This is a genomic window from Intrasporangium zincisolvens (assembly GCF_034724055.1).
GTDB lineage: Bacteria > Actinomycetota > Actinomycetes > Actinomycetales > Dermatophilaceae > Monashia > Monashia zincisolvens.
This window is the reverse complement of record NZ_JAWIIL010000001.1, coordinates 488,915-504,698: the sequence shown is the minus strand read 5'-3', so window position 1 is coordinate 504,698 and position 15,784 is coordinate 488,915. Positions and strand designations below refer to the sequence as shown.

At 73.9% G+C, this 15,784-nt stretch carries 16 protein-coding genes; 10 read left to right on the top strand and 6 right to left on the bottom strand.

All coding sequences use genetic code 11. The features are described from left to right. Positions 1–15 precede the first annotated feature (15 nt). A complete protein-coding gene (locus RY076_RS02275; RefSeq protein ID WP_323095805.1) occupies positions 16–1,644 on the bottom strand; it encodes a hypothetical protein in 1,629 nt (542 codons plus the stop codon). 613 nt (positions 1,645–2,257) lie between these two features. On the opposite strand from RY076_RS02275, the gene RY076_RS02270 reads away from it, so the two are divergent. From RY076_RS02270 to RY076_RS02260, 3 genes are all read left to right on the top strand, one after another. After that, on the top strand, positions 2,258–3,463 hold the full coding sequence (locus RY076_RS02270; RefSeq protein WP_323095804.1) for a GNAT family N-acetyltransferase: 1,206 nt from the start codon (positions 2,258–2,260) through the stop codon (positions 3,461–3,463). An 88-nt stretch (positions 3,464–3,551) separates the two neighbouring features. Further along, positions 3,552–4,112, top strand: coding sequence for an SRPBCC family protein (locus tag RY076_RS02265; RefSeq protein WP_323095803.1), 561 nt, complete (start codon positions 3,552–3,554; stop codon positions 4,110–4,112). Between the two features lie 22 nt (positions 4,113–4,134). Beyond that, positions 4,135–5,181, top strand: coding sequence for an NAD(P)H-binding protein (locus tag RY076_RS02260; protein WP_323095801.1), 1,047 nt, complete (start codon positions 4,135–4,137; stop codon positions 5,179–5,181). On the opposite strand, the gene RY076_RS02255 is transcribed toward RY076_RS02260, so the two are convergent. Continuing rightward, positions 5,166–5,918 carry an SDR family NAD(P)-dependent oxidoreductase gene (locus tag RY076_RS02255; protein ID WP_323095800.1) on the bottom strand — a complete coding sequence of 251 codons (753 nt, stop codon included), beginning with the start codon at positions 5,916–5,918 and terminating at the stop codon, positions 5,166–5,168. The genes RY076_RS02260 and RY076_RS02255 overlap by 16 nt on opposite strands. 334 nt (positions 5,919–6,252) lie before the next feature. On the opposite strand from RY076_RS02255, the gene RY076_RS02250 reads away from it, so the two are divergent. Then, a complete protein-coding gene (locus RY076_RS02250) occupies positions 6,253–6,669 on the top strand; it encodes an antitoxin (protein WP_323095799.1) in 417 nt (138 codons plus the stop codon). Between the two features lie 16 nt (positions 6,670–6,685). Here RY076_RS02250 and RY076_RS02245 read toward each other — a convergent pair whose 3' ends face one another. Continuing rightward, entirely contained in the window at positions 6,686–7,636 is a 951-nt protein-coding gene (locus tag RY076_RS02245; RefSeq protein ID WP_323095798.1) for a DUF4097 family beta strand repeat-containing protein, read from the bottom strand. Between the two features lie 169 nt (positions 7,637–7,805). On the opposite strand from RY076_RS02245, the gene RY076_RS02240 reads away from it, so the two are divergent. From RY076_RS02240 to RY076_RS02220, 5 genes are all read left to right on the top strand, one after another. After that, positions 7,806–8,222: an NINE protein gene (locus RY076_RS02240; protein WP_323095796.1), complete on the top strand. Its 417-nt coding sequence runs from the start codon at positions 7,806–7,808 to the stop codon at positions 8,220–8,222. 202 nt (positions 8,223–8,424) lie between these two features. Continuing rightward, positions 8,425–8,979, top strand: coding sequence for a DoxX family protein (locus RY076_RS02235; protein WP_323095795.1), 555 nt, complete (start codon positions 8,425–8,427; stop codon positions 8,977–8,979). Positions 8,980–9,117: 138 nt separating this feature from the next. Then, positions 9,118–9,600 (top strand): hypothetical protein, encoded by a 483-nt coding sequence (locus RY076_RS02230; protein WP_323095794.1) that lies wholly within the window; start codon positions 9,118–9,120, stop codon positions 9,598–9,600. Positions 9,601–9,640: 40 nt separating this feature from the next. Further along, complete coding sequence (locus RY076_RS02225; RefSeq protein WP_323095793.1) at positions 9,641–10,369, top strand: dienelactone hydrolase family protein; 729 nt, start codon at positions 9,641–9,643, stop codon at positions 10,367–10,369. 134 nt (positions 10,370–10,503) lie between these two features. Continuing rightward, a complete protein-coding gene (locus RY076_RS02220; protein WP_323095791.1) occupies positions 10,504–10,857 on the top strand; it encodes a YciI family protein in 354 nt (117 codons plus the stop codon). 25 nt (positions 10,858–10,882) lie between these two features. Here the strand turns inward: RY076_RS02220 and RY076_RS02215 are convergent, their stop codons facing one another. After that, complete coding sequence (locus tag RY076_RS02215) at positions 10,883–11,545, bottom strand: SRPBCC family protein (protein WP_323095789.1); 663 nt, start codon at positions 11,543–11,545, stop codon at positions 10,883–10,885. Positions 11,546–11,560: 15 nt separating this feature from the next. Continuing rightward, on the bottom strand, positions 11,561–13,015 hold the full coding sequence (locus RY076_RS02210; RefSeq protein WP_323095788.1) for a cyclic 2,3-diphosphoglycerate synthase: 1,455 nt from the start codon (positions 13,013–13,015) through the stop codon (positions 11,561–11,563). 283 nt (positions 13,016–13,298) lie between these two features. Between RY076_RS02210 and rocD the strand changes: the two genes are divergently transcribed. Continuing rightward, positions 13,299–14,477: an ornithine--oxo-acid transaminase gene (rocD, locus tag RY076_RS02205; RefSeq protein WP_323096383.1), complete on the top strand. Its 1,179-nt coding sequence runs from the start codon at positions 13,299–13,301 to the stop codon at positions 14,475–14,477. Positions 14,478–14,571: 94 nt separating this feature from the next. Here the strand turns inward: rocD and RY076_RS02200 are convergent, their stop codons facing one another. Beyond that, positions 14,572–15,723 carry a baeRF2 domain-containing protein gene (locus RY076_RS02200; RefSeq protein ID WP_323095787.1) on the bottom strand — a complete coding sequence of 384 codons (1,152 nt, stop codon included), beginning with the start codon at positions 15,721–15,723 and terminating at the stop codon, positions 14,572–14,574. Between the last annotated feature and the right edge of the window lie 61 nt (positions 15,724–15,784).

Here is a 15,784-nt window from a genome sequence, read left to right as displayed (position 1 = left end):
GATGCGGGCGGCGGGTCAGGCCAGGCCGCCGTCGGGGCGCAGGTGCTCGGGCAGCCCCAGCCAGTAGCCGAGGATGCCGCGGGCCACGCCGTCGGGGCCCGGACGCGTCGCCGGGTCGAGCGCCGGTGGGACGAGTCCCGCGTCGGGCTCCGACGGCTCGACCGGCAGGGCGTCGGCCAGGGACTGGACCAGGTCGTAGCGCCCACGCATGCCGAGGGCGTAGACGAGGCTGCGGACGAGGTCGCCGTCGTCGTGCCCCGAGCCCGTCGCCATCACCTCGGCGACGCGCAGCGCGACGGCGGCGTCCCGGGCCTCACGTCGGGGCGAGCGCGGCTCCACGGTGTTGCCGAGGACGTACCCGGCGGTCGTCGCGACGTCGGTGGGGGTGCCGTTGCCGAGGCTGACCCGTTCGAAGAGGTCGAGGTCCTCCGGCTGCCCGAGCCACGACAGGATGGTCAGGCTCTCGTGGGCGGCGACGACGTCCTTCTGGCCGAGCGCGTCGGCCAGTGCCCGGGCCTGCACCCGCCCGACGACGTGGGCCTGCGGCGACACCATGAGGATGCCGAGCGCCGAACCGCGCTCCCCCTCGTCGGTGGACCCGAGCGACGTCTCGAGCAGGTGCGCGAGCACCGGCTCCTCCATCGACTCGTGCCCACCGACGTCCTCGAGCTCGGCCCGGATGCGCTTGACGGCCGTGCGGAACGCCTCGGCACTGATGGCCCGGCCGTCGCGGACGATCGAGGCGGCCACCCGCCGGTCCTCGGCGGTGAGCACCGTGGCGAGGCGGGGGGTCGCGATGCCGAGCGCGCGCACGAGGTTCGCGGCGCCCCGGTGGACGCGGTAGGGCAGGTCGGGGTCGCGCAGGTGCTGCACCCCGAGGCGGGCGGCCTCGAGGCGGACGTCGCCGTCCAGCCGCTGGCCCTTCACGAGGGTCGTCATGACGATGAGGCAGGCCCGCAGAACGCTCGGGTTCGTCGGCCGGCGCAGCTGGTCGAGGACGACCGACACCGCCTCCGGGTGGTCGGTGTGGTGCAGCATGCCGAGCGGGTCGTTGTAGAACTGCGCGTCCGGGCGGGCCGTCACCTCCGCGGCCATGGCGGCCACGACCGGCCCGCTGCGCGCGTGCCCGACGAGCCGCGCCAGCGCCTCGGACCGCTGGGCGTAGCCGATCCCGAGGCCGAGGCTGGTCTCCTCGAGCAGACGGCGCAGCAGCGCCTCCCAGTCGCGGGCGCGGACGAGCGGCCGCCCGATCCGGCCGAGGGCGTCGGTGAGCTCGTCCCAGTCGAGGCCCGTCATCCGGTCCTCGGACAGGGCCCGCTCGAGGAGCAGCAGGGCGCGGTCGGTGTCGGGCTCCGCGGTGCGTGAGAGCACGGCGACCGACCGGACCGGGCTGCGGGCCCGGCCGAACAGGTCGACCGCCGTGAGCAGCGTGCCCTCGTCGAGGTCGAGCACACGCTCGTAGCGCCGCACGAGCTGACGCGTCACGACCACGTGCCCGCGCTCCCAGCGTCCGACCTGGGCCCGGTGCACGGCGGTGGCGACACCGTTCCCCTGGGCGAAGCCAGCAGCGCTGCGCAGGGCGGGGTCCGCGGCGCTGAGCCGCGCATTCCGCAGCACCCACTGGATCTCGTCGATGAGCTGCATCGCTCAGGTCCTACCCGGTTCCGCAGGCACATATCGGGCGGCAGAAGGGCCGTCGTTGCACGACGATTTCTGCCGCGCAACGTCCGCCTTCGGATTCCGAACCTGTTCGTAGGGTGTCGCGCACAGGGGGTGGGGCGGACACGGAGCGGCGGTCTGGGGGCAGCTTCGTGTCCCGCCCCGGCACGACCGGAGCGGGCTCCGCGTCCCTCGGGTGCGTCCGTCGGGCACGCACGTCCGGACCCACGGCGACCCCTGCATCGCAGCTCCCCTCGACCGGCGCGACGCTCCATCAGCAGCCGCGCGACTCCCCGAGTTGCGATGGACAATAGGCCGCGCAACGCGCGTTTGCCCTGTCATCCCTGTGGGTACGGTAGGCCCCGGAACGCAGCCTGTGGAGGGGAAGCGGGCCTTTTGGACCGGGAGCCGGCGATTCGGCTCCCGGTCTTCCCGTTCCCCGCTCCACCGCTTTTCGTGGCTGACCGCGGTGTGACCGGCGAAAGACCCGCTCACAACTGCGTGGCCCGTGTCCCCGCGGGCTGGCAGGGTGGGCCGCGTGACCCCCGCGCAGCCGCAGACCACCGCCGCCTCCGTGCCTGACTCCGTGCCTGACTCCGTGTCTGACTCCGTGTCGGCACCGATCCTCACCGACGGCGTCGTGACACTGAGAGTGCACACGGAGGCCGACGCCGACGCCGTGGTCGAGCAGTCGGCCGACGCGGACAGCCAGCGGTGGACGACCGTCCCCCGTCCGTACGGCCGTGACGACGCCCTCGGCTGGATCGAGGGCAACCGCGCCGCGTGGCGCACGCCCGACGGCACCCGCACCTGGGCCATCGACTGGGTCGACCCGCACGACCCGGACGGTCGCCCCCGGTTCGGCGGCAGCATCGACCTGCGGCCGGCGGTGCGCCCGGCCGTCGGCGAGCTGGGCTTCGGCCTGCACCCCGACGCCCGGGGCCACGGGGTCATGGCCCGCGCGGTCCGCCTCGTCCTCGCCCACGCCTTCACCGAGGGCGGCTGGGGGCAGCCCCTCATCCGCGTGCACTGGCGCGCCGTGCGCGGCAACTGGGGCTCGCGACGCGTCGCGTGGGCCACCGGCTTCACGCCGCACGGCACGCTCCCCGACAGCCACCCCGACCCGACCCACGAGTCCGCCGCCCTCGACACGTGGACCGCGAGCATCGGCCCCGACGACGCCACGACGCCGGCGGCGCCCTGGTTCGAGCCGCCGGTGCTCGAGGCACCCGAGGCCGGGCTCCGGCTGCGGCCGTGGCGGGCCGAGGACGCCGAGGCCATCGAGCCGCGCGACGCCGACCCGACGCACTGGATGCCGACGCGCTCCGTGCTGTCCACCGAGACGTTCCCGCTGTGGCTGCTCGTGCGCCGGGAACGGATGGCCGAGGGCTCCGCCGTCGAGTGGTGCATCGCCGACGCCACCACCGACCGCGCGCTCGGCGGGGTCACGGTGTTCTCCCGCGTCGGGTCCCTGACGGGTGACGCCGGGGAGCTCGGCTACCAGCTGTTCCCGAGCGCGCGGGGCCGGGGCGTGGCCAAGACGGCCGCGCGGCTCGCCACCGCGCACGCCTTCCGGCCGCGCGAGGAGGGCGGGCTCGGCCTGCGCCGGCTCGTCGGCGAGACCGCCGCCGACAACGAGGCGAGCAACGCGGTGCTGCGCGCCACGGGGTTCACCTCCTGGGGCCGCGAGCGCGCGGTCGACGTGCTCGCCGACGGCTCCTACGGCGACGGCCTGCACTGGGACCTCTTCCGCGACGACTGGCTCGCCCGGGCCGGCGACCGGACCGGCGACCAGCCCGGGTAGTCGTTCGGGGGGTCGTCAGGGGGTCGTGAGGGGCGCGCCCGGCGGGTATGTGGGGGTTGAGCCCGCCGACCCGCCGAAGGAGGATGCCGTGAGGCTGCACCACGACCAGGAGCTCGACGCACCGGCCGACCTCGTGTGGGAGCACTTCATGGACCTGCGCCGGATCGGCCGCTGCTTCCCGGGTGCCGAGGTCACTGAGGTCGACGGCGACGCGTTCGTCGGGCAGATCCGCGCCCGGCTCGGGCCGCTGTCGATGTGGTTCGACGGGACCGGGTCGATGACCGAGCGCGACGCGTCCGCCCGGCGGGCGCGCCTCGAGGCCACCGGGCAGGAGCGCCACGGACTCGGGAAGGCGACGATCGGCGTCACGCTGACGCTGCAGCCGCTCACGGCCGACCGCACCCGGGCCCGGCTCGACACCGCGCTCGACTTCTACGGGATGCCGCTCGACATCGGCCGCGGCCTCGTGCAGCGCGCGTCCGACCCGCTCATCGAGCGGTTCCTCACGAACATGTCGCGCGCGGGTGACGGAGCCGACGACGCGGCGGACGACGCCACCGGCGACGACTCCGGATCGCTCGACCTCGTGCGGGCGGCGGGCGACCTGCTCGGCTCGTTCCGGCGCGACGGCCGGCGTCTGCGGCGCTGACGGACGCCGTCGGACGATGCGGATGACGCTGCGGGTGGCGGTCGTCGGGGCCAGCGGGTACGTCGGCTCGCGGCTCGTGCCCGAGCTGCTCGCGCGCGGCCACGAGGTCGTCGCGCTGCACCGGCGGCCCGTGCCGCAGCGCCTCCCGTGGACCGACGCCGTCGAGTGGCGCCGGGCCGACGTGCAGGACGAGGACCAGGTCGTCGCGGCGCTCGAAGGGGTCGACGCCGTGTGCCACCTCGTGCACGGCCTCGACGACGAGGACTTCCTCCGGCTCGACCGGCAGGCCGCCGACAACGTCGCCTACGCCGCCGGACGCGTCGGGGCCGGGCGGCTCGTCTACCTGTCCGGGATCGTGCCCGACCTCCCGGTCGAGGAGCTGTCCGAGCACCTCCTGTCGCGGCTCGAGGTCGAGCAGGTGCTGGCCGGGGCCGACGCGTCGGTGCTGACCCTGCGCGCCTCGATGGTCATCGGCGCCGGCTCGACGAGCTTCGAGGTGATGCGCCAGACCTCGCACCGGCTGCCCGTCGTGCAGACCGTGCCGGCGTGGATGCGCGGCTCGGTCATCCAGCCGGTCGCCGTGGCCGACGCCGTGTGGTTCCTCGCCGAGGCGCTCGAGCGGCCCGACGTCACCGGCTGGCTCGACCTCGTCGGGCCCGAGCTGCTCAGCTACGTCGACCTGCTGCGGACGTACGCGTCGCAGGCCCGGCTGGTGCGCGTGCAGGTGCCGCTGTGGCTCGCGCCGGTCGACGCGGTGGCCCGGCTGGCCGGCGTGCTCGTCGACGTGCCGAGCCGCACCGTCGAGTCGCTCGTGCCGAGCCTCGGGCACGACATGGTCGCCTCGCGCGACGCCGCCACGGTGCTCGGCGAGCCCCCGGAGGGCCGGATCACCGTCGCCGACGCGATCCGGCGCGCGCTCGGCCCGCCGGCGGACGCGTCGGGGCCAGGGCCGGCGGACGGGGCCGCGGTCGGCGGCGACCCGCAGGGCCCGTCGGCCGGCGACCCCGACTGGTCACGCCACCGGTCGGTGCTCGCGTGGGTGCGCTCGATGGCTCAGCGGGCGATGTAGCCGCCGTCGATGTAGAGCTCGAGGCCGGTGACGAACGCGGCGTCGTCGCTGGCGAGGTAGGCCACGCCCGCGGCGATCTCCTCCGGTCGCCCGAGCCGGCCCATCGGCGTCAGGTCGATCATGGTCTGCTCGAACGGCGTCCCCCTCGCCTGGTCGAGGATCGGGGTGTCGATGAACCCGGGGTGGATCGAGTTGACCCGTACGCCCTCGGGCGCCCAGTGCAGCGCGACGTTCTTCGTCAGCGTCCGGACCGCCCCCTTGGCCGCGTGGTAGGCCGGCGAGGTGCCGAAGCCGCCGCTCGTGCCGAAGATCGAGCTGATGTTGACGACCGAGCCGTGGCCCGACTTCTTCAGGTGCGGCGCCGCGGTGCGCATCCCGAGGAAGACGCCCGTCTGGTCGATGCCGATGGTGCGCTGCCAGTCCTCGAGGCTCGTCTCCTCGATGGTGGCGAGGTCGCCCATCCCGGCGTTGTTGACGAGCACGTCGATGCCGCCGAACTCCTCGATCGCCTTGGCGCACGCGGCGTCCCAGTCGGCCTCGCTCGCGACGTCGTGCTTGACGAACGCGGCGCGGCCGCCGGCGTCGCGGATCTGCATCGCGGTCTTCTCGCCGGCGTCGACGTTGACGTCGGTGACGAGCACCGCGGCGCCTTCGTCGGCGAGGCGCAGTGCCGTGGCCCGGCCGATGCCGCTGGCCGCGCCGGTGACGAGGGCGACACGTCCTTCGAGTCGCTTCATCGTGATCACTTCGATTCCATGGAAGGGGTGGAGCAGGGCTGCAGCAGGACGCACCCTGCCCCTCCACTGTCCGCCCGGGCAGCGTTGCGGCGCAGTTCTGCCGGTCACACCGGGACACGGAGTGACCAACGAGACACCCTCGTCGACACGGGCACCGACACGGGCACCGACACGGGCATCGAAGCGTCGGGGTCGGGTCAGGGTCGACTCCGGGCCGACCCCGGTTGCGCGCGACGGCCTGGCGGATGGACGCTGGCAGGAGAGAGCAGGGCAACCGGTCCAGCTCTGGGAATCCATGACGAATCCATGACCGCAAACCACCCGAGGAGGCACCGTGTCGTTCGGTGACCAGATGAAGCACAAGGCCGAGGAGGTCCACCTCCAGGCCAAGGCGAAGGACTTCGGCGACGCCGTGGCGGAGATGCTCAAGACGGCCGCCTCGATCGCCGCGAACTACGCCAAGGACAACCGCGAGAAGGTCGACGGGGCGCTCGACAAGGTCGAGGGCACCATCGAGGAGAAGACGAACGGCAAGCACACCGACACCGTCACGAAGGTGCGCGCCAGCGTCGACAAGGGCATCGACAAGCTCGTCGAGAAGAACGCGCCGCACGGCACGTCCGCTCCTGCGCCCGGTGCGACGCCGGGTGCGACGCCGGGTGCGACGCCCGGTGCAGCGCCGGGCTCCACGGTGCCCGACGACACGTTCTCCGCCTTCGACGACGACGCCCCCGCCGGCTCCCCGTCCTGACGCGGGGGTCAGCGGGTCAGCGGTAGCGGACCTCGATGTCGCCCGACCCGGTGCGGACGGTGACGTGGTCCGCGCCGGTCGGGCTGTTCGTCACGCCCACCTCGGTGTCGCCGGACCCGGTCTCGGCCGAGACGGCGTAGACCCCGGCCGGCAGGCGCACCGACGCGTCGCCCGAGCCGGTCTGGACGCGCACGGCGTCGGCGGCGGAGGAGAAGTCGAGGTCTACGTCGCCGCTGCCGGTCTTGGCCGTGACGTCGGCCCGGCCGAGCCCCGAACCCTCGACGTCGCCCGATCCCGTCTCCAGGCTCAGCGGTCCGGCGATGTCGCGGGCCGACAGGTCGCCGGAGCCGGACGTGGCCCGCGTCGCGCCGAGGGAACCGGCCATGGCGACGTCGCCGGAGCCCGTCTCGACGGTCACGGCGGTGCCGTCGGGGACGGTGATGACGTGGTCGACGGATCCCCAACCGAGGAAGCCGCCGCAGTCCCCGTCGACGACGAGCGTGTCGCCCGACCACGAGGGCCTCGGGGCGTTCCCGCCCGGGCACCGGGTGTCGGTCAGGACGCCCACGGACCCGGACGCGCCGCCGCCCCGGACCTCGATGTCGTTGGCCCCGCCGCGGATCGTCAGCGTGGCGGGGACGCGCTGGAAGGTCTCCGAGGTGGTGCGCGAGCCCTCACCGGTGAGGGCGTCCCCGGACACGGCCGCCACGCCGGCCATGAGCAGCAGCGCCGCACCCAGGCCGGCGAGCAGCCAGGACCGTTTCGCCGGCGAGGGGCGGGGACGCCGGGGTTCCGGCGGCTCGGGCGACGGGCTGCGCTCGCCGGCATCGAGCGTCGGTCGCAGCCACGCGTCGCCGTACGCCTCACCCCGGGGCGCGTCGCCGGGGACCCGGTCGTCGGGCACCGGCGGACCAGCGGGTGGCGTCGGGGGCGGGCCGTAGCCGCGGACCGGCTCGTCGGAGGTCACCCGATCACGGTACGAGTCCCGGACCCCGCGGCGCCATGACGTTTGGCACCGTCCGGGGTGCCAGGAGTCCCTGTCCCGGCGCTGCACCATCGGTCATGCTGGCCGGAGGTCGACGCCCACGGTCAAGCACCAGGTCAACGCACACAGGTCACAGCACACGGAGGTCGTCATGAGCCAACCACCCACCGAGGGGACGGCACCGCAGCCGCCTCGTGAGATCCCTGCCGGCTGGTATCCCGACCCGGAGGGCAAGCCGGCCTCGCGCTACTGGGACGGCGACTCGTGGACCGACCAGGTCGGTCCGGCGCTGCCCCAGGCCGCGGCGCCGGCGCAGCCGATGATCCAGCGCGTCGAGTTCGACGCCGAGGGCCGGCCCGTCAGCGACCGGTCGCGGCTCGCGGCGACGCTGCTCTGCTTCTTCCTCGGGGTGTTCGGCGTGCACCGCTTCTACGTCGGCAAGGTCGGCACCGGGGTGCTCCAGATCGTGACGTTCGGCGGCCTCGGTATCTGGGCCCTCGTCGACCTCGTCCTCATCATCGTCGGCGCGTTCCGCGACAAGGAGGAGCGGCTCCTCGTCAACTGGTGACGTCGAAGGCACCGGATCGGGCGATCCACTGACTTCGGTTGCGTGTCAAGCGAATTCCGCAGGTGATCAAGCGTGCCCGAATTGCCGTCGAACGCCCCGGTACGGGATGGGTACCGCGACTCAAAGGGCAGCCCGGGCGTATCTGCAGCGGGCCCCGGCCTTCTGAGGTCTCGACAGCTTCGACCTCACAGGAGACACCACCATGTCGCAGATCGCCGTCGACCGACCCGGTCGCCGCACCCACCCCCGCCCCGACGCCACCGGCGTGGGGGGCGCCGTCACCGGCACCGTGGGCACCGCCATCACCATCGTCACCGCCGGCGTCGACCGACTCCAGGCCTTCCTGGTCCGGTACAGCCTGCAGATCCTCCGCATCAGCCTCGGCCTCGTCTTCCTCGGCTTCGGCGTCCTGAAGTTCTTCCCGGGCCTGAGCCCGGCGGAGGCCATCGCCTCGGCCACGATCGACCGGCTCACCCTCGGGCTCGTGTCGGGCCACGCCGCCGTCCTGCTCACCGCCGTCACCGAGACCGTCATCGGGCTGACGCTCGTCAGCGGCCGGTTCCTCCGCGTCGGCATCGTCGTCCTCGGGGGCGCGCTCATCGGCATCATGTCGCCGCTCGCGCTCTTCACGGCCGACCTGTTCCCGCACGGCCCGACGCTCATGGGTCAGTACGTCCTCAAGGACATCGTCCTCGCCGCCTCGGCGCTCGTCGTCTGCGCGTACGCCCTCGGCGCCCGCCTGACGCCGCGTGACTGACACCCGCGTCCCCGCCGCGACCGGCCACCACGCCGGCCGCGGCGGGCGCACCACGTACGCGAAAACCCCACCGCCATCCCGTCGCCCGGAGGATGCTGCAGAGCAGGACCCCGGCGACCGTCGGACGAAGGACACACCATGACCGCCATCCCCGTGCCCCGCACCGGCGCCCCCGTCGGCGTCCACGCCGGGCTCCACACCTCCGACACCCCGTCCGACCACCGACCCTTCGTGGGCCGGCCCGACCCGGGCGTGCGCACCCACCGCTTCCCGGCCGCCACCTACCTGTGCCGCGAGGTCGCGCGCGACGAGCGCGCCTTCGCCCTGGCCGAGCTCGCCGCGTCCGGACGCCGCACCAGCCGCCGCGTCGGGGCGCTCTGCGTCGTGGTGGGCGCCGCGTTCGTCGCGATGCTCGTGCTCCTGTCCACCGGACGCGCCTCGGACACCCTGGGCGTCGCCCTCCTCGTCGGCATCGGGGCCGTCATGGTCATCGCCATCGTCGGGCTCGTCGCGGTCCTGCGACGGCACGAGCGCGAGTACGACCGGCTCGCCGACCGCGTCCGGCGCTACGAGGCGCGCCTGCTCGAGCTGCGCGCCGCCCGCAGCTCGACGCGACGCTGAATCCCCCTGCGGCGTCCTCGCGTGGGTGAGGATGGCGAGCATGACCGACACCGCACCTGCACCGACCGACGTGACCGTCCCGACCGACACCGGCGACGTGCCGACCCGGCTCTGGCTCCCGCCCGCCGGTCAGGGACCGGGCATCGTCCTGCTCCAGGAGATCTTCGGCGTCAGCGCCTACGTCCGCCGCCGCGCCGCCGACCTCGCCGCGCTCGGCTACGTCGTCGCCGCCCCGGAGATCTTCTGGCGGCTCGGTGTCACTGAGCCGGTCGAGGGGCCCGACGCCCTCCAGAAAGGCATGGGCCTCGCGCAGCGGCTCGACTGGGCGCAGGCCGTGCTCGACGCGTCGGCCACCGTCGAGTGGCTCCGCGACCGCGACGAGGTGACCGGCGGCGTCGGCGTCGTCGGGTTCTGCTTCGGGGGTGGGCTCGGGTTCAACGTCGCGGCGCACCTCGAGTCCGAGGGCGCGACGCCGGTGGACGCGCTCGTCAGCTACTACGGCTCGGCGCTGCCCGGGCTGCACGACGTCATGGCGGTGTCGGTGCCGAGCCTGCACCACTTCGGCCTCGCCGACTCCTTCATCGACACCGACACGGTGCGGCGCATCGAGGCCTCGCTCGAGAAGGAGCCGCGGACCGTCGTCGTCACCTACGCCGGCGCCGACCACGCCTTCGACAACGACGACATGCCGTGGTTCCACGCCGGCGCCTCCGGCGAGGCGTGGGCGCGCACCGAGGAGTTCCTCGGCGAGCAGCTGCCCACCGACTGAGGAGGCTCGCCGAGAAAACTCCGACGGCCGTGTCGAACCCGCCGGCCCCCGCTCGACGTGGGGGTGAGTCGGCACCGGCCGACCACCCCACTCACCAGCACCAGCATGATCATGAGCCGCACAGGAGCACTCCGATGACCCAGTACCTGATGTCCGTCCACCACACCGCCGGCGAGGCGATGCCCCCGCAGGACGAGATCGAGCGGATGTACGCCGACGTCGACGCGTTCAACAGCAAGCTCCAGGCCTCCGGGGCGTGGGTGTTCGCCGGCGGCCTCGTCGACCGGTCCGAGGCGAGCGTCGTCGACGCCACGTCCGGCGCCGACTCCGCCACCGTCACCGACGGCCCGTTCAGCGAGGCGCGCGAGTGGCTCGGCGGCTTCTGGGTGGTCGAGGCGCCCGACCTCGAGGCCGCTCTCGCCATCGCCAAAGACGGTTCGCAGGCCTGCGGCGCCCCCGTCGAGGTGCGTGCCTTCCAGGGCGAGTAGTCCCCTGCGCGGGCGGCGCTCCGACTCACGCCGCGAGCGCCGCCGCCTCGGCCCGCTCCTTGATGCCGAGCAGCATCTTGCGGGTCATGAGCGCGCTGCCGGCGGCGAGCGGCTCGCAGACCGCCCGCGAGGCGTGCGTCGTGTAGCCGTACCGCTCGCGCACGAGCAGCCGGGTCGTGAGCCCGGGGTGCTTGCGCACGACGAACGCCCACGAGAAGTCGTACGGCGGGCCGGGCTCACCCTGGCGCGCCCGGCCGTCGACGACGAGCGAGTGCCCCTCGTCGACCGACGCGACGCGCAGCGCGAGCTCCGGGTGCAGCCGGAAGTCCTCGCCCTCGTGCGGGTGCTGCCACTCCTCGTGCACGTGGTCGGCGCTCCGGACGCGGCAGCCGACGAGGTTCTCCAGCCAGTCGTAGCTGTAGAACCCGCCGTGCTCCTGTCCCAGCTGGGCGACCCACGGCCACACCTGCTCCGGCGGCGCGTCGATCGTCACGGCCCGCGTGGCCACGAGCGACGCGTCGGGGATCAGCTCGTCGCCGGGCAGCGCGTCGAGCGTCTCCCCGGTGGTCGACCCGTACCGCAGGTAGGCCCACCGGAACGTCCACGCGGAGAAGGCGACCCCCGTCGCGAGGGCTCCGAGCAGGGCCGCTCGGCGCAGTGGGTGCACGTCCCACCTGATCGGGTTCACGGCCTCCTCCTTTCGTCAGGTCGCCGCGAGGTGGCGTTCGGAGGCGAGGCCGGCGGACGCATCGCGTCGGGCGAGCGCCTCGCGCAGCGCGGCGTCGAGCTGGCCCGGTGTCCGTTCGCGCAGCTCGTAGCGGGCCCGGACGATCGGGACGCTGACGCCGAGCACGCGCATCAGGTCGATGGGCGTGCCGGCCACGACCGCGTCGCACATGCCGGCGTCGGCGACGGCCTCGATCGTCGCCTCGAGGTCGCGCACCTGAGTGGCGTCGTAGCCCATGGCGGGCAGGATGCCGCGCGCGTTGGGGTAGCGCTCGAAGGTGGTGGCGATGGAGCCGACCGCGTACGGCGTCGGGTTGACGATCGCGGCCGCGCCCGCCTGCCGGGCGCCGACGACGCCGGCGCCGTACGTCATCGAGCCGTGCGTCAGGGTCGGGCCGTCCTCGACGACGACGACGCGGTGGCCGCGCACGAGGTCCTCGTCGTCGACGCGGACCGGGCTGTCGGCCAACACGATTCGTGCCTTCGGGTTGAGGCGCAGGCAGGAGGCGACGACTGCCTCGATGTCCTCCGGCCTGGCCGAGTCGCACTTGTTGACGAGGACGACGTCGGCCATCCGGACGTTGGCCTCGCCCGGGTGGTAGCGCGTCTCGTCGCCGGGCCGCAGCGGGTCGGCGAGGACGATGTGCAGGTCGGGCTCGTAGAACGGCAGGTCGTTGTTGCCGCCGTCCCAGAGGATGACGTCGGCCTCCTGCTCGGCCTCGCGCAGGATCCGCTCGTAGTCGACGCCGGCGTACACGACGCAGCCGTTGTCGAGGTGCGGCTCGTACTCCTCGCGCTCCTCGATGGTGCAGTCGTGCGCGTCGAGGTCGGCGTAGGTGGCGAACCGCTGGCAGGCCTGCCGGGCGAGGTCGCCGTACGGCATCGGGTGGCGCACCGCGACGACGCGCAGCCCGGTGCGCCGCAGCAGCCGGCTCAGGTAGCGGGTCGTCTGGCTCTTGCCGACGCCGGTGCGCACGGCGGTGACGGCCACGACCGGCCTGCTGCTGCTCAGCATCGTCTGCCGGGCGCCGCGGAGCCAGAAGTCGGCGCCGGCGGCGATCGCCTCGGACGCGAGGTGCATGACCCGCTCGTGCGGCACGTCGGAGTAGGCGAAGGCGACGACGTCGACGTGCTCGCGCGTCACGAGGTCGGTCAGCTGGGCCTCGTCGACGATCGGGATCCCCTGCGGGTAGAGCGAACCCGCGAGCTCGGGCGGGTAGCGGCGTCCGTCGATGTCGGGGATCTGCGTCGCGGTGAACGCGACGACCTCGTAAGCCGGGTCGTCGCGGAACGTCACGTTGAAGTCGTGGAAGTCGCGACCGGCGGCACCGAGGATGACGACGCGTCGGGGCAGGGGCCCGGGGGTCGGGCGTGACCCGTCGGTGGCGTCGGTGGCGTCCGGGCTGGGGGCGAGGGGTCCGGTGGTGCTCATGGCCAACTCCGTGGCTGAGGTCGACCGCCGGAACCGACACACCCTGGAGCGGGTAGTCCTGGCTGCGGGACCCGCCACTCCCATGGTGGCACCGGGGCTCCGGCGCGTCAGGTGGACGAGACACGTCTCTCACCGTGGCGGGCCGAGCGTTCGACCGTGGCGTGCGGCACGACTGCCGGACGCGCGCCCCGGACGGTGCGACCATCGAGGGGTGAGCAGCACGACGACTGACCGTGACGACCACACGAGCAACACGGGCCGGACGACCGCGACGCACGAGCACGTGTCCCTCGCCGAGCAGTGGCTCGCCCGCAACTACCACCCGCTCCCCGTCGTCATCGCGCACGCCGAGGGCGCGTGGGTCACCGACGTCGACGGACGCCGCTACCTCGACGCGCTGGCCGGCTACTCGGCGCTCAACTTCGGGCACCTGCACCCGGTGCTCGTCGGGGCGGTCCGCGACCAGCTCGACCGGCTGACGCTGACGAGCCGCGCCTTCCACAGCGACCGGCTGGCGCCGTTCGCGCGCGACCTCGCCGCCCTCGCCGGCAAAGAGCTCGTGCTGCCGATGAACACGGGCGCCGAGGCCGTCGAGACGGCGATCAAGACCGCACGCAAGTGGGGCTACGAGGTCAAGGGCGTGCCCGACGGCCACGCCCGGATCGTCGTCATGTCGGGCAACTTCCACGGCCGCACGACGACGATCGTCAGCTTCAGCGACGACCCCGTGGCTCACGACCACTACGGGCCGTACACGCCCGGGTTCGACGTCGTGCCGTACGGCGACGCGGCGGCCCTCGAGGCGGCCCTGACCGACGACACCGTCGCCGTGCTCCTCGAACCGGTCCAGGGCGAGGGCGGCGTCGTCATCCCGCCCGAGGGCTACCTGCGCGACGTGCGCCGGCTGACCCGCGAGCACCACGTCCTCATGGTCGCCGACGAGATCCAGTCGGGTCTGGGGCGAACCGGCTCTACGTTCGCGTGCGACCTCGAGGGCGTCGTGCCCGACCTCTACGTCCTCGGCAAGGCCCTCGGCGGCGGGATCCTGCCGGTCTCGGCCGTGGTGGGCGACGCCGACGTGCTCGGCGTCTTCACCCCCGGCAGCCACGGCTCGACCTTCGGCGGCAACCCGCTCGCGTCGGCCGTCGGGCACGCCGTCGTCGGCCTCCTCGAGACCGGCGAGTACCAGGAGCGGGCCGCGTGGCTCGGCGAGGTGCTCGCGGACGGGCTGAAGCCGCTCGTCGGCCACGGCGTCGACGCGGTGCGCGTGCGCGGGCTGTGGGCCGGCGTCGACGTCGACCCCGCGCTCATGACCGGGCGCGAGGTGTGCGAGCGGATGCTCGAGCAGGGCGTCCTCGTCAAGGACACCCACGGCTCGACCGTCCGCATCGCACCCCCGCTCGTCGTCGAGGAGCGCGACGTCGAGCTGCTCGTCGACGCCTTCGCCCGCATCCTGCGCTGAGGTCCGCTGACGACAAAGTGCCCACTCGACCACACCAACCGGTCGAGTGGGCACTTCCCCCACGTCGAGTGGGCACTTTCTCGCGGGGTGCGACCTACTGGCCGCCGTGGCCGGGCATGCTCGGGATCCGGGACCGCGGCGTCGACTCGTCGGACCACCGCAGCACGGCGCCGACGCCGTCGGCCGGGTTCGCCTGGCCGGGGTCGACGAGCGTCACACCGGCACGGGAGCACACCGCCGCCCACACGAGCGCGGCGTCGGCCGGCACCTCGACGGGTTCGGCCGCGCCGGCCAATGACGCCTCCTCCCGGGAGGAGCCGATCTCGAGGCGCCCCGAGCCGACCCACAGCGGGTGGTCGTGCACGCGTCCCTCGACGAGGAGGACCTCGTCGGCCTGGGCGCGCTGCAGCACCTCGACGACCGGCTCGAGCCCCTCGGCGGCGGCCGCGGCCCGTCCGGTCTCCTCCTCGAAGCGTCCGACGAGGTCGGACTCGGTGGCCGCCCGGGTCGCGGCGAGCGCCGACGCGGTGGCCTCGCGCTCGGCGACCTCCGACGTGCCCGGCGCCCGGCCGCCCGTCCGCGACCGCACGAGCAGCGACCGCAGGGCCTCGCTCGCGTGCTGCTCGAGGTAGCTCATGGCGTGCTCGTCGCCCATGAGGACGACGACCTCCGGACGGTGCTCGCGCACGACGCGGTCGAGCTGTTCCGCGACGGTGGCGGCGTTGCGCTCCCACGAGTCCTGGACGCGGGCCTGGAACCGGCGCTGACCGATGCCGGCGGCGGACGCGCGGTGGATCTCGTCGTGGCCGCCGTCGACGGAGGACGACTCGGGCTCACCGACGCCGGTGGTCACCTCGACGTCGGCGCCGGCGCGGTCGAGCCGGACGACGACATGCGGCACGGTGCCCGCGAGCGCCCGCACCGCCGGCACGAATGAGGGGATCGGGCCCCATGTCGCGTCCTCGCGGGGGCGGCCGGGCAGCTCTACCGTGTCGAGCAGGCCGTCGGCGTTGGCGACGAGCAGCCGGCCGCGGCGGCCGCCGTGCCCGGTCGGGGCGAGCGCCGCCTCCTCGAGGCTGTCGACGACGGTCTGCGGGGCTCCGTCGGCGACGAGCCGACGCACGATGTCACGCCACCGCGCGTCGAGGTCGTCCGACGTCGCGGGATCTCTCTTCGTCACGTCCATCGTCACGCTCACGAACGGGCCGCTGGCCTCAGCCAGCCCGTGGAACCTCTCGAGGTCCATGGTCACCTCCATGTCGGGGACATCTCGGACAGGGACGTCTCGTCACCTACCCAGTCCGGCC

Excerpts from the sequence above, each read along its gene's own strand:
- RY076_RS02275 (WP_323095805.1), bottom strand. The coding sequence starts at position 1,644 with ATGCAGCTCATCGACGAGATCCAGTGGGTGCTGCGGAATGCGCGGCTC.
- RY076_RS02260 (WP_323095801.1), top strand. The coding sequence starts at position 4,135 with ATGACGCTGCGGGTGGCGGTCGTCGGGGCCAGCGGGTACGTCGGCTCG.
- RY076_RS02255 (WP_323095800.1), bottom strand. The coding sequence starts at position 5,918 with ATGAAGCGACTCGAAGGACGTGTCGCCCTCGTCACCGGCGCGGCCAGC.
- RY076_RS02240 (WP_323095796.1), top strand. The coding sequence starts at position 7,806 with ATGAGCCAACCACCCACCGAGGGGACGGCACCGCAGCCGCCTCGTGAG.
- RY076_RS02235 (WP_323095795.1), top strand. The coding sequence starts at position 8,425 with ATGTCGCAGATCGCCGTCGACCGACCCGGTCGCCGCACCCACCCCCGC.
- RY076_RS02230 (WP_323095794.1), top strand. The coding sequence starts at position 9,118 with ATGACCGCCATCCCCGTGCCCCGCACCGGCGCCCCCGTCGGCGTCCAC.
- RY076_RS02225 (WP_323095793.1), top strand. The coding sequence starts at position 9,641 with ATGACCGACACCGCACCTGCACCGACCGACGTGACCGTCCCGACCGAC.
- RY076_RS02220 (WP_323095791.1), top strand. The coding sequence starts at position 10,504 with ATGACCCAGTACCTGATGTCCGTCCACCACACCGCCGGCGAGGCGATG.
- RY076_RS02210 (WP_323095788.1), bottom strand. The coding sequence starts at position 13,015 with ATGAGCACCACCGGACCCCTCGCCCCCAGCCCGGACGCCACCGACGCC.
- RY076_RS02200 (WP_323095787.1), bottom strand. The coding sequence starts at position 15,723 with ATGGACCTCGAGAGGTTCCACGGGCTGGCTGAGGCCAGCGGCCCGTTC.